Raw genomic sequence first — 22,097 nt, forward strand, 5'->3', positions numbered from 1 at the left:
GGGGCCCAGCGGTCTTGGGCGGCCCCGGGTCCGCGCCGCGGCACCGGACCGCGCCGGGCGCCCCTCAAGCGGCGGAGATCGCCTCGCCGTGACGTCGGCGCCGCCGGGACGCCGGTCGCCGCGCCGCCGCCTCCTTCCCGCACCGGCGATCCCGTCAGTTCAGCGGGGCCGAGGCCGTGTGCGCCGTACCATCGGTGGAGCCGGTCGTGGTGCCGGTGCCACCTCCCGTGGTGCCGTCCGTGGTGCCGGTGGAGGTGCCGCCCGCCGGGTCGCCCCCCGTCGAGCCGCCCGTCGGGTCGGTCGAGCCGCCGGTGCCGGCGCCGCCGTCCGTCCCGCCGGTGGGTGTGCCACCGGTCGAGCCGCCGGTGGGTGTCCCGCCGGTCGAGCCGCCGGTGTCCGTGCCGCCCGTGGGTCCGCCGGTGCCCGTGCCCCCGGTGCCGGTGCCGCCGGTCGAGCCCCCCGTCGTACCGCCGCTCGGCGAACCGCCCGACCCCGACGGCTCGGGCGAACCGGACGTCGAACCGGACGATGATCCGGACGTCGGACCGGACGGCGAGCCGGACGGGGCGACGCTCTCGGACGGCTCGGCCGTGGCCGGCGGCGGGGCCGTGGCACCGTCCGCGCCCCCGGTCCCCGGCGGGGCCGGCCGGACGGCCCCGGTGCCGGTGCCGGTGCCGCCGTCCCCGCCGGTGCCGGCCGGGTCCGTGCCGAAGCCGCCGTCCTCGAGGCCCTGGCTCGCCGACGGGCCGACCTCGACCTTGCCCGCCGGGTTCCGGTCGCCGTCCGGGTCGGACGCCATGCCGAGGGTGATGACCGTACCGAGCACGGCCGCGAGCAGCGCGCCGGAGCCGACCGCCACCAGGTTGCGCCGGACCATGCTGCGGATGCCGCCGCCCTGCTCCCCGGCCCGGGGCAGCGGCTGGGTGAGCATGGCGTCGCCCAGGGGGACGTACGGCACGGGTACCGGCTCGTCCTGCCGTACCTCCGGGACCTCCGCCGCCACCATCACGGGCAGCCCGGGGGTCTCACCGGCGCGGTCGGCGAGCAGGGCCAGGGCCCGGCGGCCGGCGACCGTGCCCCGCTTGTCGGCCAGGGCACCGCGCAGCGCGCCCGACGCCTCCAGCTCGGCACGGGCCCGGTCCAGCTGTCCGGCACAGAGCGCGAGGATGCCCAACTCGTGGTGGAAATAGGCTTGATCAGGTACCTCGCCGGCCAGCCGGGAGGCTTCGGCGCCGGACCTCAGGGCCCGCTCCCAGGCACCCCACAGGAGTCCTGCGGCGAAGGCGGGTGCGGCCGTGCGGGCCAGTCGTACGGCGCCGCTCTCCTCGCCCTCGGCGGACGGGCCGGTGCGCGGCACGACGGCGGCCAGCGCGGCCAGGACCGCGTCGGCCTCGGCGCACACCCGCTCCGGGGTGACCGAGGGGTGCGCGGCCCACCAGGCGTAGTGCCGGGCGGCGGTGAGGGCGTGCCCGGCGGTGTCGGCGGCGTATCCGGCGGCCTCCAGCTGGGTCTGTACGCCGGCCGCGAGCCGGTAGCGGGAGCCGACCGGGGAGACCAGGCCGCAGCTCGCCAGCTCGCCGAGGGCTGCGTCGGCGTGGGTGTCGCCGACCAGCGCGGGCAGGTGCGCCTGGTGGGGTATCTCACCGCCGAGGGCGACCGCGAAGCGGAGCGTGGCGCGGGCGGAGGGGGTGAGCCGGGAGGCGAGCAGCGGGGCGGGGGCCGCGGCCTCGCCGAGGGGCGGCAGCGGGACGTCGTCCTCCGGGTCCGCCGGCAGAGCCGCCGCATCCGTGTACGGGTCCGCCTGCCGGTCCGGGTCCGCGTGCCGGTCGGCGGCCCGGCGTACGTCCTCGAAGACGCCGTACTCGTCCACCGCGCCGGCGCCGGCGCGCTGCTGGTCGCGCTGCCGCAGCAGGGCGCCGGCCTGGACGAACCGCAGGGGCAGCCCCTCGGACTCGAACCACAGGTCACCGGCCCAGTTGGCCTCGTCCTCGGTGAGCACCCGGCCGACGGTCCGCTCCAGGATCTCCACCCCGGCGGCGCGGTCGAGGCCGGCGAGGAAGACCTCCTCCACCTCCGACTCGGCGGAGGGCGCGGGGACGTCGGGGGTGGCGCCGAACAGGAACGCGCACTCGGGGGTGGCGTCGAGCAGTTCGTCCAGGGCGGCGCCGCCGAACTCCAGGTCGTCCAGCACGACGACCGCACCGATCTCCCCGACGCAGGCGAGCAGTTCGTCCCGGTCCGGGCGGTGCCGGGGGGCGTCGTGGACGGCGTGGAACAGGTCGTGCAGCAGGTCGCCGGGCGAGCGGTGGAAACCGCTCAGGCGGACCACTCCGTCGGGGGCGAGGTCGAGGCAGTCCTCGGCGACCAGGTCGAGCAGCGCGGTGCGGCCGGAGCCGGCCGGCCCGGTGAGACGGACCGAGCGGCCGCGGGCGAGGAGGCGGGTCAGGCGTTCGCGTTCGTCCTGGCGTTCCAGCAGGGGCAGCGCGTGCTGCGCGGGGCCGGGCGGTACGGGCGGGTGGGCGGCGCGGGCGGCCTCCGCACGCTCGTCGGGGGTGCGCTTGCGGGGCCTGCCGGGGCGCAGGGCCGGCGGGCAGGGCTCTATCTCGCTGCCGTCGACCGGGTTGACGGTCACCTGGAGGTCACCGGCGACGAGCTGCGCCATGCGGGCGGGCGCGGGCGTGCCGGTGGCGAAGTCGGAGGTGAGGGGTTCCCGGGGCGGACGGCGGCTGTGCGCCTGGCCGTGCTCCTCGGATCCCGGGGTGATCGGGTCGATCGGGTCCATGGTTCCAGCCCCCCAAAAGCGTCGTGTGCCCGTGTTCCGGCCCTCCCGGCCTTGTCGCACACCGCGCTGTCGCTTCTGGTCCGGGCCCGCTCGGTCGAGGTTTGCGAGGCGGCGGGCGACCGCACCCTAAACCTTCGCTCGGTGTCTCCGACAGGGCGGGGTGCCGTGGGGTCCGAGACGTCACCATCTCTGGAGGATTGCGCCCGACGTGCGCCCGGGTGTGCGCCGCCCTCGCGCCGTCCGGCTCTGCGCCGGGTGCGCCTCACACGCGGGGCAGCGACGAAGCTGCCGATGCCGTCGCCGCTCGCGTCGGCGGGTGCGCCTCACACGCGGGGCAGCGACTCCACGCCGATGCCGCCCTCGATGGCGAGGATGCGGTGCAGCCGGGTGGCCACGAGCAGGCGCTGCATCTGCGGGGGCACGCCCCGGAGCACCAAGCGGCGCCCGCAGCGGCCGGCCCGCCGGTGGGCACCCATGATCACCCCGAGCCCGGTGGCGTCCCAGGAGTCCAGTTCGGACAGGTCGAGCACCAGGTCGCCGACTCCGGTGTCGACGGCCGAGTGCAGGGCCGTACGGGCGTCCGCCGCGCTGCGGACGTCGAGGCGGCCCCCGACGACCAGCTCGGCGTGGTCGCCCCTGATGAACATATGCGCTCCCCGTTGAGTGCGGTTGGCGTACTCGGTGACGGTGCTGTGCACCGTCTGACTGTGCGGGTGGCGGTGCGGTTGCTGTTTGTAAGCGAACCGATACCGAATTCACCCCGGGGAGTGACCCTCCCGGGGTGGTGGTGCGTGGACGGGTTGACTCAGTACGTGTAGAAGCCCTGCCCGCTCTTGCGGCCGATGTCACCGGCGTCCACCATCCGGCGCATCAGCTCCGGCGGGGCGAACTTCTCGTCCTGGGTCTCGGTGTAGATGTTGCCGGCGGCGTGCAGCAGGATGTCCACGCCGGTGAGGTCGGCGGTGGCGAGCGGTCCCATGGCGTGGCCGAAGCCCAGTTTGCAGGCGAGGTCGATGTCCTCGGCGGTCGCGACGCCCGACTCGTAGAGCTTGGTCGCCTCGACGACGAGGGCGGAGATCAGCCGGGTGGTGACGAAGCCGGCCACGTCGCGGTTGACGACGATGCAGGTCTTGCCGACGGACTCGGCGAACTCCCGCGCGGTGGCGAGGGTTTCGTCGCTGGTCTTGTAGCCCCGCACGAGTTCGACGAGCTGCATCATCGGCACCGGCGAGAAGAAGTGCACGCCGACGACCCGCTCCGGGTGCTCGGTGACCGCCGCGATCTTGGTGATCGGGATCGCGGAGGTGTTGGAGGCGAGCACGGCGTCCGGACGCACGATCTTGTCGAGCGCGCGGAAGATCTCGTGCTTGACCTCCAGCTTCTCGAAGACGGCCTCCACCACGACGTCCGCCTCGGCGGCGGCGTCCAGGTCGGTGGTCGGGGTGATGCGCGCGAGGGCGGCCTCGGCGTCCCCGGCCGCCAGCCGGCCCTTGCCGACGAACTTGTCGTAACTGGCCCTGATGCCATCGGTGCCGCGCTTGAGGGCCTCGTCGGTGACGTCCCGCAGGACGACCTCCCAGCCCGCCTGCGCGGCGACCTGGGCGATGCCGGAACCCATGAGACCGGCCCCGATGACGGCGAGCTTCCGTGCCACTCCGACTCCCTCGAACGCGCTCCAAGTCTGCTTCTCCGGCGGACCCTAGCGCTCTGGCGGCGCTGTGTGAGCGGTTAGTAACGCGTGTCACGGTCTCAGGGCGTGAGACACCCGTCACGTCCCGTTCGTCGGACCCGGCAGCCCTCCCGCCTGCCGCTGCGGCGCGGCGTGGGCGACGACGGCGACGGTGTCCGTGGCGGCAACCCCGCGCGGGCGCACCCCTGTTGACGTCCCATGAGCCGGGACCGGTGCGCTCAGGACGCCCCCCGGACAGCGTAGTGCAGCACCCGTTCACTCAGCAGGTCCTCGATGTCGTCGAGGAGTACGAGCACCTCTCGTGACACTTCGTCCGGTTCGCGCCCCTTGACCATCTCGCGCCCGATGACCGCCATGACCGTGCTGTGGGCCCAGCCGATCTGACCGGCCATCAGGTGCGGCAGCTCGTCGTCGTCCGCCGCGCCGGTCTCCTCGCGCAGCGCCTCCGCCAGGTTGGCCTGGACCTCCTGGGCCACCGCCCAGAGCCGGGAGCGCAGGGCGGGCGCCTCCTCGACGACCTTCATGAAGGCCGCGTAGCCGGTGAACAGGCCGACCCGGGGCGAGACGGCCTCCACCTCCTCGCGCAGTTCGCGCAGGACCGCGGCGGCGGCGGACTCCCCCCGCGGCCGGCCGCGGACCCAGCGGGCCAGCCGGTCGGCCATCCCGGCCGAGCGGTCGAAGAAGAGGTCCTCCTTGGCGGGGAAGTAGTTGTAGACGGTGTTGACGGAGACGTCGGCGGCCCCGGCGATCTCCGCCACCGTCACGGCGTCGAACCCGCGCTCCATGAACAGCCCCGTGGCGACGTCCGAGATGTACTGCCGGGTCTGCCGCTTCTTCCGCTCCCTGAGCCCCTCTGCCATGCCCGCATCCTAACTTCCTGGTCCTGATGAAAACTTGGTGGCATTGCAAAATTTCAGGGACTCTGTTTTTCTGTGGGGCATGACAGCAGTCATCAGTACGGCGGGCCTTTCCCGCACCTTCCGGACCAAGGGCGGCCCCGTCCACGCCGTCCGCGGCATCGACCTCACCGTCCGCGCGGGAGAGATCCTCGGATTCCTCGGCCCCAACGGCGCGGGCAAGACCACCACCCTGCGGATGCTCACCACCCTGCTGAGGCCGACCGGCGGCACGGCCACCGTGGCCGGCCGCGACCTGGCGACCGATCCGGTCGGCGTCCGCAGGGCCAGCGGCTACGTCGCCCAGTCCGGCGGGGTCGACCCGCAGATCACGGTCCGGGAGGAACTGGTCACCCAGGGCCGGATGTACCGCCTGCCCAGGGCCGAGGCGGTCGCGCGGGCCGCGGAACTCGCCCGGGAGCTGGACCTCACCGGTCTCCTGGACCGCAGGACCGGCACGCTCTCGGGCGGCCAGCGCCGCCGTCTCGACATCGCGATGGCCCTCACCCACCGCCCCCGGGTGCTGTTCCTGGACGAACCGACGACCGGCCTGGACCCCGGCAGCCGCGCCGACCTGTGGGACCTGGTCCGCAGGCTGCGCGACGACCACGGGACGACCGTCTTCCTGACCACCCACTACCTGGACGAGGCCGACGCCCTCGCCGACCGCCTGGTGATCGTCGACCGGGGCACGGTCGCGGCGGAGGGCACCCCGAGCGCGCTCCGGCTGCGCCACGGCGGCTCGCTCGACGCCACCCTCCAGGACACCTTCCTCGCCGTCACCGGTCGCAGCCCCGCCCCGGCCGGCCCCGCCCCCGTCGCCGTATAGGACCGCGAACATGCTGCTCCACGACACGGCCCTCGTCTACGGCCGCTATCTGCGCCAGTCCCTGCGCTCCCGCTTCGCCCTGCTCTTCGGGGTGCTGACGCCCCTGCTCCACCTGCTCTTCTTCGGTCCGCTGCTCACCGGTCTGCCGTTGGGCGGCCAGGGCAGTTCCTGGCAGGTCCTGGTCCCCGGGCTGCTGTTGCAACTCGGCCTGTTCGGAGCCCTGTTCGCCGGGTTCGCGATCATCATCGAGAAGGGGCAGGGGGTGGTGGAGCGGATGCGGGTGACCCCGGTCAGCCGGCTCGCCCTGCTACTCGGCCGGGTCCTGCGGGACGCCACGGTGTTCGTCTTCCAGGCGGTGCTGCTGGTGCTGGCCGCACTGGTGACGGGTCTGCGCGCGCCACTGGCCGGCGTCCTGATCGGCTTCGCCTTCGTCGCGCTGCTCACGCTGTCGCTGGCCTCGGTGTCGTACGCGCTGGGCATGAAGGTCCGCTCCCCGCAGGAGTTCGGCCCGCTGATCAACGCGGTGTCGATGCCGTCGATGCTGCTGTCCGGCCTGATGCTGCCGATGACCCTCGCGCCCGCCTGGCTGGACGTGCTCTCGCACCTCGTCCCGTTCCGCTATCTGGTGGACGCCGTCCGAGACGCCTACGTCGGCCGGTACACGAGCGCGCACATGGTCCACGGCGTCCTGGTCGCCACCGGCCTCACGGTGCTGTCCGTGACGGTGGGCACTCGGGTGTTCCGGACGGCCGGGGCGTAACTACGCTGGCCGTATGGTCAATCTGACGCGCATCTACACCAGGACCGGCGACCAGGGCACCACCAGCCTCGGGGACATGAGCCGGGTCCCCAAGACCGATCTGCGGATCTCCGCCTACGCGGACGCCAACGAGGCCAACGCGGTGATCGGCACCGCGCTCGCGCTCGGCGGCCTGGAGGCGGAGATCGTCACGGTCCTCACCCGGGTCCAGAACGACCTGTTCGACGTGGGCGCGGACCTGTCGACACCCGTGGTGGAGGACCCGCAGTTCCCGCCGCTGCGGGTGGAGCAGTTCTACATCGACCGGCTGGAGGCGGACTGCGACCGCTTCAACGAACGGCTGGAGAAGCTGCGCTCCTTCATCCTTCCGGGCGGCACCCCGGGAGCGGCCCTCCTCCACCAGGCGTGCACGGTCGTCCGCCGGGCCGAGCGCTCCACCTGGGCGGCCCTGGAGGTGCACGGCGAGACGATGAACCCGCTCACCGCCACCTACCTCAACCGCCTCTCGGACCTGCTGTTCATCCTGGCCCGCGGGGCGAACGGGGAGCGCGGCGACGTCCTGTGGGTGCCGGGCGGGGAGCGCTAGCACCGCGACCGAAGAAGGCCGCCCGCCCACGCCGCCCGGCACCGGCCGCGGACCGCCCGGTCAGTCGCCGGTGCGGCCGTCGGCCAGCTCGCGCAGGATGTCGAGGTGGCCGTTGTGCCGGGCCGTCTCCTCGATGAGGTGCAGCACGATCCAGCGGAGGTCGACCGGATCGGCGCCGTCCCGCCGGCGGCGCGCCTTGGTGTCCAGGGCGTGCGCGGCGATCAGTTCGTTGTGCCGGGCGCTGTCCTCGGCGTACTCGTCGAGCAGCCGGGACAGCGGGATGTCGACGGCTATGCGCATCTCCCGGTCGGGGTCCTCGTCGGTCCAGGGGCCCTCGTCCTCCTCCCCGAGGAAGACGACCCGGAACCAGTAGTACTCGACCCAGCGCAGATGGCTGATCAGCCCGCTCAGGGTCATGAGAGGCGAGCCGGGAAGAGGCGCCGAGCGGGCGTCCTCCTCGGAGAGTTCCTCGCACTTGACGCGTGCGGTGGCGCGGACGTAGTCGAGGAAGGTGGTCAGCTGGGTGCGCTCGTCCCAAGCGGGAGGCGTATCGGTGCGTGTCATCGCCGTGATGGTGTCCCGGCGTCCGCCCCGGTGTCGACCGGTTTTCCGCCGTCCCCGCCACCGGGCCGCCGCTTGGGGAAGAGGGTGTAGCTCGCGGCGATGACCAGGTTGACGCCGATCACCCACAGCATGCGCGTCTGCCAGGCCCGCAGCGAGCCGGTGGCCCCGTCGTCGCCCACGTACCAGACGGCGCCCTGGAGCAGGGCGAGGGCGACGGCCGAGGCCAGGATCCAGCGGCCCGCCACCTTCCACTCGTGGACGGTGCGGGCCGTCCCGTACTCCGGGGGCTTCACCGGGGGCGGGCCGCCGGCGAAGCGGTGGGCCACCCGGGCGTCCGCCCACTTGACGGTGGAGTGGCCGAGTCCGACCGTGAAGCCGATGTAGACGGCGGCCAGACCGTGCCGCCAGTCGGGCCGGGCGCCGTTCTTCAGGTCGATCGCCGTGACCGCGAACAGCACGATCTCCAGCAGGGGCTCGCACAGCAGCAGCGCCAGGCCGGTGCGCGGCATCCGCAGCCCGTACCGGAAGGCCAGTCCGGCTGCCAGCAGCACCCAGAACGCCACCTCGCAGGCGATGATCAGTCCGACGATCACGATTCGCTCCCCTCGTCCACCCCTCCAGACTCCCGTCGGGCGCGCCCGCTTTCGTCGTCGGCGCAGACGAACCCGCCGTAAGCGAAAGTCGCAGTCGGGCACCCTTCCCGGGGAGCAGGCGGACCGCCGCGCGGGCGTGTTGGATAGGGGCATGGCCCGCCCGCTCCCCCGCCCGCACCGTGACGACCTGCGGATCGCCGTGGGTGGATTCCTCGGCGGCGCGCTGCTGTGGGCGCTCGGCATCCACCCGCGGCTGTCCTCCGACAGCCTGGTGCTGTGGCAGGCACCCTGGGCCCCGCTGGTGCCGCTGGCGCTGACCGCCGCCTGTGAGCCGCTGCGCCGGGTCCGGCCGCGCACCGGCCTGCTGATCGGTACCGCCGCGCTGGCCCTGGACACGGTGACCCTCGGCAGCGTCGTCACCGTCGTGCTCTTCACCGACCTGGTGTACGCGGCCGTCCTGTACGGCCCCCCGTCCGCCGCGCGCCGCGTCCCGTGGATCACCGGAACGCTGACCGTCGTCAGCGGCGTCGTCCCCGCGGCCCTGATGCGCGATCCCCAGGGGCTGCTGATCGGGGTGGGCGTCGGTGTGGTCGCGCTGGCACCCGCCGGCACCGGTGCGCTCGTGCGCAGCCACCGCGACGCCGCGGAGGCCGCGCGGCTGCGCGCCGAACAGACCGCGCTGCTCGCCGAGACGGACCGCGCGCAGGCGGTGACCGCGGAACGCGCCCGCGTCGCCCGGGAGTTGCACGACATGATCGCCAACCATCTGTCGGCCATCGCCATCCATTCCACGGCCGCCCTGTCCCTGGCCGACCCGAAGACCTCGACCGAGGCCCTGACCGTGATCCGGGAGAACAGTGTGGCGGGGCTGGGAGAGATGCGGCGGCTGATCGGCATCCTGCGGGACGGCTCCGGCGCCCGGGAGCCCGCGGCGACCCCCACGCTCGACGGTCTGGGCGCCCTGGCCGAGGGGTTCCGCGCGGGCGGGCTCGACGTCCGCCTGGAGAGCGGGTACGGGCAGGTGCCCGTGCCGGTCGGGCTGGCCGCGTACCGGATCGTGCAGGAGTCGCTGACCAACGCGCTCAAACACGCGGCGCCGGGGCCGGTGCTGGTGGGCCTGCGGCAGGAGGGCGGCTCGCTGCGGGTGCGGGTGACCAGCCCGTACCGGCCCGGTGACGAGCCCCGCGCCCCGGGCTCGGGCGCCGGGCTCACCGGGATGCGTGAGCGCGCCGCCCTGCTCGGCGGGCGGTTCGAGGCAGGCGCCGAGGACGGCCTGTGGTCCGTACGCGCCGAACTTCCGCTCACCGGAGGGGACCCCGCATGATCCGCGTCCTGGTGGCCGAGGACCAGTCCGCCGTCCGCGCCGGGCTGGTGCTGATCCTCGGCAGCGCGCCGGACATCGAGGTGGCCGGCGAGGCGGAGGACGGCGAGCAGGCGGTCGAGCTGGCCCGGGACCTGCGCCCCGACCTGGTGCTGATGGACGTTCAGATGCCGCGTCTGGACGGGGTGAGCGCGACCCGGCGGATCGTCGCCGAGCGGCTCGCGGACGTCCTGGTGCTGACCACCTTCGACCTCGACGCGTACGTGTTCGGGGCGCTGCGGGCGGGGGCGGCCGGCTTCCTGCTGAAGGACACCGAGGCGAGGGACCTGCTGGAGGCGGTGCGGACGGTGGCGCGCGGGGAGGGGATCGTCGCGCCGGCCGTGACCCGGCGGCTGCTCGCCGAGTTCGCCGCGGTGCCCGCCCGGGGGGCGCGGGTCGATCCCGCCGTGCTGGACAGCCTCACCCGGCGGGAGCGCGAGGTGCTGGGCCGGCTCGGCGAGGGGCTGTCCAACGCGGAGATCGCGGACCGGCTGGACATGGCGGAGGGCACGGTGAAGACGCACGTCAGCCGGTTGCTGGCCAAGCTGGAGCTCCGTAGCCGGGTGCAAGCGGCGGTGCTGGCACGGGACTTGGGGCTCTGACGGGCCACCATCCGGAGTGGTCCAGACCTATTGACCTGTGGTCCAGACCTTTCTACCCTCGCAGCACCGTGGGACGTGAAGGCTCAGTCACGCCCCTGACACCCCCGAAGACGAGGGAGGCGCAGCATGCGCTTCAGACACAGAGCCGCGGCAGGGTTCGCGACCCTGCTGCTCCCCCTGGCCGGCCTGGCCGGTCTCGGCCCCGCCCAGGCCGCGACGTGGGAGTCCCCGCAGGCGAGCGCGACCGTGAGCGGGGGAGCGACCGCGAGCTTCACCAAGACCAGCGACTGGGGAACCGGCTTCGGCGGCCAGTGGACCGTCAAGAACACCGGCACCAGCAGCATCAGTTCGTGGACCATCGAGTGGGACTTCCCCTCCGGCACCTCCGTCACCTCCGCGTGGGACGCGGACGTCACCGGCTCCGGCACCCACTGGACCGCCAAGAACAAGTCCTACAACGGCACCATCGCCCCCGGCGCCGCGGTCTCCTTCGGCTTCAACGGCGCGGGCCCCGGCTCCCCGTCCAACTGCAAGCTGAACGGCGACAGCTGCGACGGCACCACCGTCCCCGGCGACGCGGCCCCCTCCGCCCCCGGCACCCCGGCCGCCTCCTCGGTCACCGACACCTCGGTCAAGCTCGCCTGGAGCGCGGCCACCGACGACAAGGGCGTCAAGAACTACGACGTCCTGCGCGACGGTGCCAAGGTCGCCACGGTCACCACCACCTCGTACACCGACACCGGTCTGACCGCCGGCACCGACTACTCCTACACCGTGCAGGCACGCGACACCGCCGACCAGACCGGCCCGGTCAGCGGCGCGGTCAAGGTGCACACCACCGGCGGCGGCACCACTCCCCCGCCCACCGGCGACAAGGTCAAGCTCGGCTACTTCACCGAGTGGGGCATCTACGGCCGGAACTACAACGTCAAGAACCTGGTGACGTCCGGCTCGGCCGCCAAGATCACCCACATCAACTACGCGTTCGGCAACGTCACCAACGGCCAGTGCGCCATCGGTGACTCCTACGCCGACTACGACAAGGCGTTCACCGCCGACCAGTCGGTCAGCGGCGTCGCCGACACCTGGGACCAGCCGCTGCGCGGCAACTTCAACCAGCTGCGCCAGCTGAAGGCGAAGTACCCCAACATCAAGGTGCTGTGGTCCTTCGGCGGCTGGACCTGGTCCGGCGGCTTCGCACAGGCGGCGGCCAACCCGACCGCCTTCGCCCAGTCCTGCTACAACCTGGTCGAGGACCCGCGCTGGGCCGACGTCTTCGACGGCATCGACATCGACTGGGAGTACCCGAACGCCTGCGGCCTGACCTGTGACACCAGCGGCGCGGCGGCCTACAAGAACCTGATGGCCGCGCTGCGGGCCAAGTTCGGCTCCAGCAACCTGGTCACCTCCGCCGTCACCGCGGACGGCTCCGCCGGCGGCAAGATCGAGGCCGCCGACTACGCGGGCGCCGCACAGTACGTCGACTGGTACAACGTGATGACGTACGACTTCTTCGGCGCCTGGGACGCCAAGGGCCCCACCGCCCCGCACTCCCCGCTCACCTCGTACAGCGGCATCCCGAAGGAGGGCTTCACCACCGCCGACGCCCTCGGCAAGTTCAAGGCCATCGGCGTCCCCGCGAAGAAGCTGCTCATCGGCATCGGCTTCTACGGCCGCGGCTGGACCGGCGTCACCCAGGACGCCCCGGGCGGCACGGCCACGGGCCCGGCGGCCGGCACCTACGAGCAGGGCATCGAGGACTACAAGGTCCTGAAGACGTCCTGCCCGGCCACCGGCACCGTCGCCGGCACCGCGTACGCCCACTGCGGCAGCAACTGGTGGTCGTACGACACCCCCGCCACCATCGCCGGCAAGATGGCCTGGGCCAAGAACCAGGGCCTCGGCGGCGCGTTCTTCTGGGAGTTCAGCGGCGACACCAGCAACGGTGAACTGGTGAACGCCATCAGCAGCAACCTGTAGGCACGAACGGCACCGCACACACCTCCGCCCTCCTCCGGACCCCGTCCGGAGGAGGGCGGACGCCGTCACGCCACATTCACCCGCTGTCCGGGCGGGGCTGCCTCCAGCCACGCGAGAAAGCCGGTCAGCGCGTCCTCGCTCATCGCGAGCTCCAGGCGGGTGCCCCGGTGGGTGCAGGCCAGCACCACCGCGTCGGAGAGCAGCGCCAGCTCCTCCTCGCCCTCGGGCAGCCGGCGCCCGTTCACCTCGATCTGCGCGCGCTCCAGGACACGGCGGGGGCGGAAGGCGTAGGAGAAGACCCGGTACCACTCGATGCGGTCGCCGTTGTAGCGGGCGACACCGTAGCTCCAGCCCTTGCCGCCGCCGTCCGCCTTCTCGGGCAGGTCCCAGCGCAGCGAACAGTCGAAGGTGCCACCGGAGCGCTGGATCAGCCGGCGGCGCAGCCCGAACAGGAAGAGCCCCACCAGCACGAGCGCGACCACGATTCCGCACACAGTCAGAGCGAGGACCATCGACACCGACCTCCTCGTCTCCCGGGCAGCTGCGCTGCTGTTGTCACTGAGTAATGAAACCTAAAAAACACCCACATCTGCCTCAGCCGCGACCGGCACCGGATTGCTCCGGGCCGGCCGCGGCTGAGTGACGTCAACGTACAGCGCGTCTGGTTCAGCGCGCCGTCGCAGCGCGCAGTCGGACGTCCGCGCGGCGTTCGGCGGCGGCGTCGCCCTCCGCCTTCGCGCGCTCCAGCTCCCGTTCCGTGCGCTGGACATCGATCTCGTCCGAAAGCTCGGCGATCTCGGCCAGCAGGGACAGCTTGTTGTCCGCGAAGGAGACGAAACCGCCGTGCACCGCGGCGACGACCGTTCCACCTTCACTCGTACGGATGGTCACCGGGCCCGACTCCAGCACACCCAGCAGCGGCTGGTGACCGGGCATGACGCCGATGTCGCCGGACGTGGTGCGCGCGACGACCAGGGTGGCCTCGCCGGACCAGACCTGGCGGTCGGCGGCGACCAGCTCGACGTGCAGCTCAGCAGCCAAGAGTGGCTCCTCGGGTCACCACCCGGCGGTAGTGCCGGGTGTTGGGGTCAATTCTAGTAGGCGTGGGAGAGGGGGCGGGACGCGCCCGCCCCCTCACACGAGCACGAGGCTCAGGAGACGCCCAGCTCCTTGGCGTTGGCCTTGAGGTCCTCCAGGCCACCGCACATGAAGAACGCCTGCTCGGGGAAGTGGTCGTACTCACCGTCGCAGATCGCGTTGAACGCGGCGATCGACTCGTCGAGCGGCACGTCCGAGCCGTCCACGCCGGTGAACTGCTTGGCGACGTGGGTGTTCTGGGACAGGAAGCGCTCCACACGACGGGCACGGTGGACGACGAGCTTGTCCTCCTCGCCCAGCTCGTCGATACCGAGGATCGCGATGATGTCCTGGAGGTCCTTGTACTTCTGCAGGATCGTCTTCACGCGCATGGCCGCGTTGTAGTGATCCGCCGTGATGTAGCGCGGGTCCAGGATCCGGGACGTGGAGTCCAGCGGGTCCACGGCCGGGTAGATGCCCTTCTCGGAGATCGGACGGGACAGAACCGTCGTCGCGTCGAGGTGGGCGAAGGTGGTGGCCGGGGCCGGGTCGGTCAGGTCGTCCGCGGGGACGTAGATCGCCTGCATCGAGGTGATCGAGTGACCACGGGTCGAGGTGATGCGCTCCTGCAGGAGGCCCATCTCGTCGGCCAGGTTCGGCTGGTAGCCCACGGCGGACGGCATGCGGCCGAGCAGCGTGGAGACCTCGGAACCGGCCTGCGTGAAGCGGAAGATGTTGTCGATGAAGAACAGCACGTCCTGCTTCTGGACGTCACGGAAGTACTCGGCCATGGTGAGGCCGGCCAGCGCGACGCGCAGACGGGTGCCCGGGGGCTCGTCCATCTGGCCGAAGACCAGAGCGGTCTTGTCGATGACGCCCGAGTCCGACATCTCCTCGATGAGGTCGTTGCCCTCACGGGTGCGCTCACCGACACCGGCGAACACGGAGACACCGTCGTGGTTGTTGGCGACGCGGTAGATCATCTCCTGGATGAGCACCGTCTTGCCGACGCCGGCACCACCGAACAGACCGATCTTGCCGCCCTTGACGTACGGCGTGAGCAGGTCGATGACCTTGACGCCGGTCTCGAACATCTCGGTCTTCGACTCGAGCTCGTCGAAGTTCGGCGCCTTGCGGTGGATCGGCCAGCGCTCACCGGTGTACTGCTCGTCGACGTTCAGCACCTCACCGAGGGTGTTGAACACCTTGCCCTTGGTGAAGTCGCCGACCGGGACGGAGATGGCGGAGCCGGTGTCCGTCACGGCGGCCTGGCGGACCAGGCCGTCGGTGGGCTGCATGGAGATGGTGCGGACCAGGCCGTCACCCAGGTGCTGGGCGACCTCCAGGGTCAGCGTCTTCCTCTCGCCCTCGTTCGCCGGGTCGGCGACCTCGACGTGCAGGGCGTTGTAGATGTCCGGCATCGCGTCGACGGGGAACTCCACGTCGACGACCGGGCCGATGACCCGGGCGACGCGGCCCGTAGCCGTCGCGGTCTCAACAGTGGTGGTCATTATCGGTCACTCCCCGCGGTCGCGTCGGCGAGGGCGCTCGCGCCACCGACGATCTCGCTGATTTCCTGGGTGATTTCGGCCTGGCGGGCCGCGTTGGCAAGACGGGAGAGCGTGTTGATCAGCTCGCCCGCGTTGTCGGTGGCCGACTTCATCGCGCGCCGCGTGGCGGCGTGCTTCGAAGCGGCCGACTGGAGCAGCGCGTTGTAGATGCGGCTCTCCACGTAGCGCGGCAGGAGGGCGTCGAGGACGTCCTCCGCCGAGGGCTCGAAGTCGTACAGCGGGAGGATCTCGCCCTTGGGGGCGGTCTCCTCCGCGACCTCTTCGAGGCGCAGCGGCAGCAGGCGCGAGTCCAGCGCCGTCTGCGTCATCATCGAGACGAACTCGGTGAAGACGATGTGGAGTTCGTCCACACCACCCTCGGCCGTCTCCGTCTCGATCGCCTCGATCAGCGGCGCCGCCACCTTCTTGGCGTCCGCGTACGTCGGCTCGTCGGTGAAGCCCGTCCACGACTCCGCGATCTTGCGCTCACGGAAGTTGTAGTGGGCGACACCGCGCCGGCCGACGATGTACGTCTCGACCTGCTTGCCCTCGCCCTCCAGGCGCGCGGTCAGCTGCTCCGCGGCCTTGATGGCGTTCGAGTTGAAGGCGCCGGCCAGGCCGCGGTCGCTCGTGAGGAGCAGGACCGCGGCACGGGTCGGGTTCTCCGTCTCCGTGGTGAGCGGGTGCTTGGTGTTCGAACCCGTACCGACCGCCGTGACCGCGCGGGTCAGTTCCTGCGCGTACGGCGTGGAGGCCGCCACCTTGCGCTGCGCCTTGACGACACGCGAGGCGGCGATCATCTCCATCGCCTTGGTGATCTTCTTGGTCGCGGTGACGGATCGGATGCGACGCTTGTAGACCCGGAGCTGGGCTCCCATGAGTCAGGTCCCTTCCTACGTCACTTGGCGGCAGCGGCAGGGGTGTCCTCGCCGAGCAGCTTGCCGTCCGACGTCTCGAACTGCTTCTTGAACTCCGCGATCGCGTCCGCGACGGCCGTGAGGGTGTCGTCGGACATCTTGCCGCCCTCCCGGATGGAGGTCATGAGGCCCTGCTCCTTGCGGTGCAGGTACTCCAGCAGCTCCTTCTCGAAGCGGCGGATGTCGGCGACCGGCACCTCGTCCATCTTGCCGGTGGTGCCGGCCCAGACGGAGACGACCTGGTCCTCGGTGGACATCGGCTGGTACTGGTCCTGCTTCAGCAGCTCGACCATGCGCTGACCGCGCTCCAGCTGGGACTTCGAGGCGGCGTCCAGGTCGGAACCGAAGGCGGCGAACGCCTCCAGCTCACGGAACTGCGCGAGGTCCACGCGGAGCCGGCCGGAGACCTGCTTCATCGCCTTGTGCTGCGCGGAACCACCGACTCGGGAGACGGAGATACCGACGTTCAGCGCGGGGCGCTGACCGGCGTTGAACAGGTCCGACTCCAGGAAGCACTGGCCGTCGGTGATGGAGATGACGTTGGTCGGGATGAACGCCGAGACGTCGTTGGCCTTGGTCTCGACGATCGGCAGACCGGTCATCGAACCGGCACCCATGTCGTCGGAGAGCTTGGCGCAGCGCTCCAGCAGGCGGGAGTGCAGGTAGAAGACGTCACCCGGGTAGGCCTCACGGCCCGGCGGGCGGCGCAGCAGCAGGGACACGGCGCGGTAGGCGTCGGCCTGCTTCGAGAGGTCGTCGAAGATGATGAGGACGTGCTTGCCCTCGTACATCCACTGCTGGCCGATGGCCGAACCGGTGTACGGCGCCAGGTACTTGAAGCCGGCCGGGTCGGACGCCGGGGCGGCGACGATGGTCGTGTACTCCAGGGCGCCGTTCTCCTCCAGCGCGCGGCGCACGCCGGCGATGGTGGAGCCCTTCTGGCCGATGGCGACGTAGATGCAGCGGACCTGCTTCTTCGGGTCGCCCGAGCGCCAGTTGTCGCGCTGGTTGATGATCGTGTCGACGGCCAGGGCGGTCTTGCCGGTCTGACGGTCACCGATGATCAGCTGACGCTGGCCACGGCCGATCGGGGTCATCGCGTCGACGGCCTTGTAGCCGGTCTCCATCGGCTCGTGCACCGACTTGCGCTGCATGACCGTGGGGGCCTGCAGCTCGAGGGCGCGGCGGCCGGACGTCTCGATCTCGCCGAGGCCGTCGATCGGCTGGCCGAGCGGGTCGACGACACGGCCGAGGTAGCCCTCGCCGACCGCGACGGAGAGGACCTCGCCCGTGCGGTGCACCGGCTGACCCTCCTCGATGCCACTGAACTCACCGAGGACGATGGCGCCGATCTCGCGCTCTTCCAGGTTCAGCGCGAGGCCGAGGGTGCCGTCCTCGAACTTCAGCAGTTCGTTGGCCATGGCCGAGGGCAGGCCCTCGACCTTCGCGATGCCGTCGCCGGCAAGGGTGACCGTACCGACCTCCTCGCGCGAGGCCGCGTCCGGCTTGTACGACTGGACGAAGTTCTCCAGCGCGTCCCGGATCTCCTCCGGCCGGATCGTGAGCTCCGCCATCTGGGTTCCCTGCTCTCCTTGTTGGGCCCGAAGTTTCACTTGGGGGGATGGGGACTCCCCCCATCAGGAGGTGAATCCTCTGCACGGCCCAACCGGGCCGTCGTAAGTACGTACTGCTTTTTCTCGGGTTACCGAGTTGCTGCTAGCTCGCCATGCGGCGGGCGGCCTCGTCCAGCCGGTCCGCGATGGAGCCGTTGATGACCTCGTCACCGACCTGCACCCGGATGCCGCCGACGACCTCGGGGTCGACGTCGAGGTTGAGGTGCATCCGGCGACCGTAGAGCTTGGCCAGAGCGGCGCCGAGGCGGTCGCGCTGTCCGTCGCTCAGGGGCACCGCCGACGTGACGACGGCGACCATGCGGTCCCGGCGCTCGGCGGCGAGCTTGGAGAGGGACTCCAGTCCCGCTTCCAGGCTACGTCCGCGCGGCGCGGTCACGAGGCGCGTCACCAGACGCTCGGTGGCCGGCTTGGCCCGCCCGCCCAGCAGCCGGTGCAGCAGCTCGGACTTGGCCGAGGCGCCGGCGGCACGGTCGGTGAGCGCGGCGCGCAGCTCGGTGCTGGAGGAGACGATCCGGCCGAACCGGAACAGCTCGTCCTCGACGTCGTCGAGGCTGCCCGTCTTCTCCGCGGCCGTGAGGTCGGCGGTGTCCGCCAGCTCCTCCAGCACGTCCACCAGGTCGCGGGGCTGCGACCAGCGGGAACGCGCGGTACCGGCCACCAGGTCGGCGGTCGCGCCGCTGACCTGGCCACCGATCAGACGGTGGACCAGCTCCGCCTTGGCCTCCGCGGGCTGCGCCGGGTCGGTGAGGACCCGGCGCAGGCCGGCCTCGCGGTCGAGCAGCGCGGTGACGGCCGCCAGCTCCTCGGCGAGCTGCCCGGCGTCCACGGACGTGGAGTCCGTCAGCGCGTCGAGACGCTCACGTGCGGCTGCCAGGGCCTCGCGGCTCGCTCCGTTCATCGCGTGGCCTCGGCCTTCTCCTCGAGCTCGTCGAGGAAGCGGTCGATCACACGGCTCTGGCGGGCGTGGTCCTCGAGGGACTCGCCGACGAGCTTGCCGGCCAGTTCGGTGGCGAGCTTGCCGACGTCCTGACGCAGCGCGGACGCCGCGGCCTTGCGGTCGGCCTCGATCTGGGAGTGACCGGCGGCGACGATCTCCTCGCGCTGCCGCTGGCCTTCGGCCCGCATCTCGGCGATGAGCGTGGCACCCTGCTCCTGCGCCTCCTGGCGCAGACGCGCGGCCTCGTGCCGGGCCTCGGCGAGCTGAGCCTTGTACTGCTCAAGGACGCTCTGGGCCTCGGTCTGCGCGGCCTCGGCCTTTTCGATACCGCCCTCGATGGCCTCGCGGCGCTCTTCCAGAACCTTGTTGATGTTCGGGAGGAGCTTCTTGGCGAGGAAGCCGAAGACGATGACGAAGGCGATCAGGCCGATGACGAGCTCCGGCCACGGCGGGATGAGAGGGTTCTCCTTCTCCGCCGCAAACTGAACCCATGAGTGGGTCATCTCAGTGCCTTTCGTCGAATAGGGCTGTCGCTGACGTTCGTCTTAGTAGACGAACGGCATGACGAGGCCGATCAGGGCCAGCGCCTCACAGAACGCGAAGCCGAGGATCTGGTTGGCGCGGATCAGACCGGCCGCCTCGGGCTGACGGGCCAGGGCCTGGGTGCCGTTGCCGAAGATGATGCCGACGCCGACGCCGGGGCCGATCGCGGCGAGACCGTAACCGACGGAGCTGAGGGAGCCAGTGACGCCTTCGGCAGCAGCGAGGATCTGGGACATGCCAGTTCTTCCTTTTCTGTACGGACCGGTGGGGGTTGGCCACCGGACGAGTGTGGGAGCGAAAGCAGGGGTGCTCAGTGGTGCTCGGCGAGCGCGCCCTGAATGTAGGAGCAGGTCAGCAGGACGAAGACATACGCCTGGACGGCCTGGATGAACAGCTCGAAGGCGGTCATGACGATCGTCATCAGGAACGAGACACCGGAGTAGGCGATGCCGATGCCGTTCAGCATGTACCAGCTGGCGACCGTGAACAGCACCAGCAGCGTGTGACCGGCGAACATGTTCGCGAACAGTCGGACGGCGTGCGTGAACGGACGGACGAGCAGGTTCGAGAACAGCTCGATGGTCATGGCCAGCGGGAGCACCGGGCCGAGCGTCTTGTCGTAACCGGTGAAGTTCTTGAAGGCCCCGACGAACCCGTGCCGCTTGAAGGTCAGCGGCACCCAGACGAGGTAGACGATCGCGGCGAGGACGATCGGGTAGGCGATGATCGCCGTCACCGGGAACTGGGCGACCGGGATGATCGACCAGAGGTTCATCATCCAGACGAAGAAGAACAGCGAGACGACGAGCGGGACGTACTTCTCGCCTTCCTTCTTGCCGATCGTCTCGTAGACGACGCCGCGGCGCACGAAGTCGTAGCCGGCCTCGGCGATCAGCTGGAGCTTGCCCGGGACGACCTTGGGCTTGGCGAACGCGGCCCAGAAGAAGACCACCACGACGATGGAGCCCAGCAGCGCCAGCAGCATCGGCTTGTTGAAGTAGAAGCCGTTGCCGTCTGCGTTGCCCCAGAGCGGCTCGAAGAGGAACGAGTGCAGGCCCGGAGCGACGTTGTCAAAGCCACACCCGTCGAACAGGTGGCAGCTTGAGTCGAAAGCGAGCGTCTGCGTCGGGTCAGCACTCACCGAGGGCTCCTTCATCGTGGCGCATAGGTACGGCAACCTCGTTGTGTCGGCGCGGCGCTCGGCCGCGGGTCGGCACGGGACTGGTGTTACGGGTGTAAGGGCGGCCGGGAGGCATCGAGCCTCGCGATCGAGCAGGCGTCAGCTCAGATGCCCGCGCCCGCGATGCCGCAGTTGGCACCGGACGATAGCAGCATCTCTCGTGCGCCTTTATCCCGGCCCTACCCCTCACGACGAGTGGCCTGTCTTCTCGGGCTTGTCGCCCTTCGACGAGGCGTCGGGATCGACGTAGAGGATCTTCGCCTTCATGTGCGCACGCGCCTGTGCGGCGATCCACACCAGGGTGGCGGCGACGAGCGTGATGGCGAAGGCCCGGGGGTTGAACAGCGTGGTGTTCTTGAACAGGGCGACGAAGACGACCATCAGCAGCAGCTGAGCGGCGTAGAGCATCAGGCCCATCATCTGGAACAGCTGCGGAAACGACTTGGCGGTGCGCTGGAGCACGTAGAGCCCGAGCCCCATGAACAGGATCACGACCAGCGTTCCGACGACGGCGCCGACCGCCCCCTTGCCGCCCGCGACCACACCGCTGACGACGGCGGCAATCGCGCCGGCGACAGCCGTGGGTACGGCGGCCTGGGCCAGGATCCGGGCGTCATTGGACGGCATGGCGGCAACTCCGCTTTCACAAGGGGGCAGGGTGTCGTCATGGACGAGCGTAGTCCCGGGCTGAGTGATCGAGACCTCACACCTTCGGACCCTCGCACTGGGGTCCTTCGGCTCTATCCGGGGTTCTCGTGAACCGTATCACAAACTATTTGATGAGGTCTTTACCTGTTGGGTGTGCTCGCTGTCACACATGAGAGTGACAGCGCCCGTCTGTGCAAGAACAGCGCCCACTTGTCTGGTATTAGGGCGCTTTACTCCCCCACGAGTTGGCAATGCTCTAGTCAGATTCTTACCTTGCCCGTCAGCGAGACAGCGCCCCACCACCCGGCCGGGCAATGCACGGCGCCCCCGTGAAGCCTCGTCCAGGCTTCGCGGGGGCGCCGAGGGGCACGGCTCAGAGAGCCGCCGGGCGGAACGCCGTCAGCAGGTCACGACCTTGTCGTAGTCGACCCACGGCTGCATGGAAGTGAGCAGCGCCGACTTGCCCGGCTTCACCGGCGTGCAAGGCGAGTCGTAGCCGTACTTGAAGACGCCCTTGAGGCGCTTCGTGCTGGAACAGTTGTTCTTGACCTTGAAGGCCTTGTAGCCCTCGTCCTGATGGGTCTTCTTGACGTCGACACAGCCGGGAGCGGCCCCCCAGCCGACGGCGTCGGACACCGAGGCCTGCTGGGGCGCGGCCACGGCCTCCGTGGCCATGAATCCCAGCGAACCGCTCAGCGCCACCATCGCGACGCCCACTGCGGCGATCTTGCGCATACCATCTCCTCCACTCACGTGTGAGCGGGAACGGCGCACCGTGGTCAGTGATGCGCCTCCCCCTTGGCGTGCACATTGCTAACACGTCGAGTGACGGCCCTGCCACTGAAAGCCCCCAGGGCACTCCACCACGGACGTCCCAAAAGCCACTTGCCCATGGGCAGGACGCACGGCAGAACTGGTGCGCGATCACGAAGCGGCAGGTCACAGGGGGCGCTGCGCCGGCCGGCCCGG

General features: G+C 70.9%; 23 protein-coding genes. 6 read left to right on the forward strand and 17 right to left on the reverse strand.

Translation table 11 applies throughout. The features are described 5' to 3' along the window. Positions 1 to 154: 154 nt before the first annotated feature. From GT045_RS28930 to GT045_RS28945, 4 genes are all read right to left on the reverse strand, one after another. Positions 155 to 2,782 carry an ATP-binding protein gene (locus GT045_RS28930; protein ID WP_161335991.1) on the reverse strand — a complete coding sequence of 876 codons (2,628 nt, stop codon included), beginning with the start codon at positions 2,780 to 2,782 and terminating at the stop codon, positions 155 to 157. A gap of 323 nt (positions 2,783 to 3,105) precedes the next feature. Next, entirely contained in the window at positions 3,106 to 3,429 is a 324-nt protein-coding gene (locus tag GT045_RS28935) for an STAS domain-containing protein (RefSeq protein WP_161296192.1), read from the reverse strand. A 158-nt stretch (positions 3,430 to 3,587) separates the two neighbouring features. Further along, on the reverse strand, positions 3,588 to 4,436 hold the full coding sequence (locus GT045_RS28940; RefSeq protein ID WP_161296174.1) for a 3-hydroxyacyl-CoA dehydrogenase family protein: 849 nt from the start codon (positions 4,434 to 4,436) through the stop codon (positions 3,588 to 3,590). Positions 4,437 to 4,690: 254 nt separating this feature from the next. Then, positions 4,691 to 5,332 (reverse strand): TetR/AcrR family transcriptional regulator, encoded by a 642-nt coding sequence (locus GT045_RS28945; RefSeq protein WP_161296176.1) that lies wholly within the window; start codon positions 5,330 to 5,332, stop codon positions 4,691 to 4,693. Between the two features lie 79 nt (positions 5,333 to 5,411). On the opposite strand from GT045_RS28945, the gene GT045_RS28950 reads away from it, so the two are divergent. The 3 genes from GT045_RS28950 to GT045_RS28960 are packed head-to-tail and all read left to right on the forward strand — an operon-like array spanning position 5,412 to position 7,543. After that, a complete protein-coding gene (locus GT045_RS28950) occupies positions 5,412 to 6,197 on the forward strand; it encodes an ATP-binding cassette domain-containing protein (protein ID WP_161335992.1) in 786 nt (261 codons plus the stop codon). Positions 6,198 to 6,207: 10 nt separating this feature from the next. Next, entirely contained in the window at positions 6,208 to 6,957 is a 750-nt protein-coding gene (locus GT045_RS28955; RefSeq protein ID WP_161296180.1) for an ABC transporter permease, read from the forward strand. A gap of 13 nt (positions 6,958 to 6,970) precedes the next feature. Next, a complete protein-coding gene (locus tag GT045_RS28960; protein WP_161296182.1) occupies positions 6,971 to 7,543 on the forward strand; it encodes a cob(I)yrinic acid a,c-diamide adenosyltransferase in 573 nt (190 codons plus the stop codon). A gap of 60 nt (positions 7,544 to 7,603) precedes the next feature. Here GT045_RS28960 and GT045_RS28965 read toward each other — a convergent pair whose 3' ends face one another. Next, the gene (locus GT045_RS28965; protein WP_161296184.1) at positions 7,604 to 8,107 is read right to left on the reverse strand and encodes a DinB family protein; all 504 of its coding nucleotides are present in this window, start codon (positions 8,105 to 8,107) and stop codon (positions 7,604 to 7,606) included. Next, positions 8,104 to 8,700 (reverse strand): hypothetical protein, encoded by a 597-nt coding sequence (locus GT045_RS28970; RefSeq protein WP_161296186.1) that lies wholly within the window; start codon positions 8,698 to 8,700, stop codon positions 8,104 to 8,106. Before GT045_RS28970 ends, GT045_RS28965 begins: the two co-directional genes overlap by 4 nt. A gap of 151 nt (positions 8,701 to 8,851) precedes the next feature. On the opposite strand from GT045_RS28970, the gene GT045_RS28975 reads away from it, so the two are divergent. The 3 genes from GT045_RS28975 (at position 8,852) to GT045_RS28985 (ending at position 12,642) form a co-directional block, all read left to right on the forward strand. After that, positions 8,852 to 10,024 (forward strand): histidine kinase, encoded by a 1,173-nt coding sequence (locus GT045_RS28975; RefSeq protein WP_161296188.1) that lies wholly within the window; start codon positions 8,852 to 8,854, stop codon positions 10,022 to 10,024. Further along, a complete protein-coding gene (locus GT045_RS28980) occupies positions 10,021 to 10,662 on the forward strand; it encodes a response regulator transcription factor (RefSeq protein ID WP_161296190.1) in 642 nt (213 codons plus the stop codon). The genes GT045_RS28975 and GT045_RS28980 overlap by 4 nt, the downstream gene beginning before the upstream one ends. A 126-nt stretch (positions 10,663 to 10,788) precedes the next feature. Then, complete coding sequence (locus GT045_RS28985; RefSeq protein WP_161335993.1) at positions 10,789 to 12,642, forward strand: glycoside hydrolase family 18 chitinase; 1,854 nt, start codon at positions 10,789 to 10,791, stop codon at positions 12,640 to 12,642. A 65-nt stretch (positions 12,643 to 12,707) separates the two neighbouring features. Here GT045_RS28985 and GT045_RS28990 read toward each other — a convergent pair whose 3' ends face one another. From GT045_RS28990 to GT045_RS29040, 11 genes are all read right to left on the reverse strand, one after another. Continuing rightward, positions 12,708 to 13,154, reverse strand: coding sequence for a DUF2550 domain-containing protein (locus tag GT045_RS28990; RefSeq protein WP_161291522.1), 447 nt, complete (start codon positions 13,152 to 13,154; stop codon positions 12,708 to 12,710). A 154-nt stretch (positions 13,155 to 13,308) separates the two neighbouring features. Further along, on the reverse strand, positions 13,309 to 13,683 hold the full coding sequence (locus tag GT045_RS28995; RefSeq protein ID WP_161291524.1) for a F0F1 ATP synthase subunit epsilon: 375 nt from the start codon (positions 13,681 to 13,683) through the stop codon (positions 13,309 to 13,311). A gap of 110 nt (positions 13,684 to 13,793) precedes the next feature. Beyond that, positions 13,794 to 15,230, reverse strand: coding sequence for a F0F1 ATP synthase subunit beta (gene atpD, locus GT045_RS29000; RefSeq protein WP_161291526.1), 1,437 nt, complete (start codon positions 15,228 to 15,230; stop codon positions 13,794 to 13,796). Continuing rightward, the gene (locus GT045_RS29005; protein ID WP_161291528.1) at positions 15,230 to 16,147 is read right to left on the reverse strand and encodes a F0F1 ATP synthase subunit gamma; all 918 of its coding nucleotides are present in this window, start codon (positions 16,145 to 16,147) and stop codon (positions 15,230 to 15,232) included. The genes atpD and GT045_RS29005 overlap by 1 nt, the downstream gene beginning before the upstream one ends. Before the next feature lie 20 nt (positions 16,148 to 16,167). After that, positions 16,168 to 17,760, reverse strand: a complete 1,593-nt coding sequence (gene atpA, locus GT045_RS29010) for a F0F1 ATP synthase subunit alpha (protein WP_161291530.1) — start codon at positions 17,758 to 17,760, stop codon at positions 16,168 to 16,170. 142 nt (positions 17,761 to 17,902) lie between these two features. Then, entirely contained in the window at positions 17,903 to 18,718 is an 816-nt protein-coding gene (locus GT045_RS29015; protein WP_161291532.1) for a F0F1 ATP synthase subunit delta, read from the reverse strand. Further along, positions 18,715 to 19,260, reverse strand: coding sequence for a F0F1 ATP synthase subunit B (locus GT045_RS29020; RefSeq protein ID WP_161291534.1), 546 nt, complete (start codon positions 19,258 to 19,260; stop codon positions 18,715 to 18,717). Before GT045_RS29020 ends, GT045_RS29015 begins: the two co-directional genes overlap by 4 nt. Positions 19,261 to 19,302: 42 nt before the next feature. Next, positions 19,303 to 19,536 (reverse strand): ATP synthase F0 subunit C, encoded by a 234-nt coding sequence (gene atpE / locus GT045_RS29025; RefSeq protein WP_030857147.1) that lies wholly within the window; start codon positions 19,534 to 19,536, stop codon positions 19,303 to 19,305. 74 nt (positions 19,537 to 19,610) lie between these two features. Then, a complete protein-coding gene (gene atpB / locus GT045_RS29030) occupies positions 19,611 to 20,456 on the reverse strand; it encodes a F0F1 ATP synthase subunit A (protein ID WP_161291536.1) in 846 nt (281 codons plus the stop codon). Between the two features lie 210 nt (positions 20,457 to 20,666). Beyond that, positions 20,667 to 21,107 carry a hypothetical protein gene (locus GT045_RS29035; RefSeq protein ID WP_161291538.1) on the reverse strand — a complete coding sequence of 147 codons (441 nt, stop codon included), beginning with the start codon at positions 21,105 to 21,107 and terminating at the stop codon, positions 20,667 to 20,669. A gap of 420 nt (positions 21,108 to 21,527) precedes the next feature. Beyond that, positions 21,528 to 21,863, reverse strand: coding sequence for a hypothetical protein (locus GT045_RS29040; RefSeq protein ID WP_161335994.1), 336 nt, complete (start codon positions 21,861 to 21,863; stop codon positions 21,528 to 21,530). Between the last annotated feature and the right edge of the window lie 234 nt (positions 21,864 to 22,097).

This window comes from Streptomyces sp. SID486 (assembly GCF_009865385.1).
GTDB lineage: Bacteria > Actinomycetota > Actinomycetes > Streptomycetales > Streptomycetaceae > Streptomyces.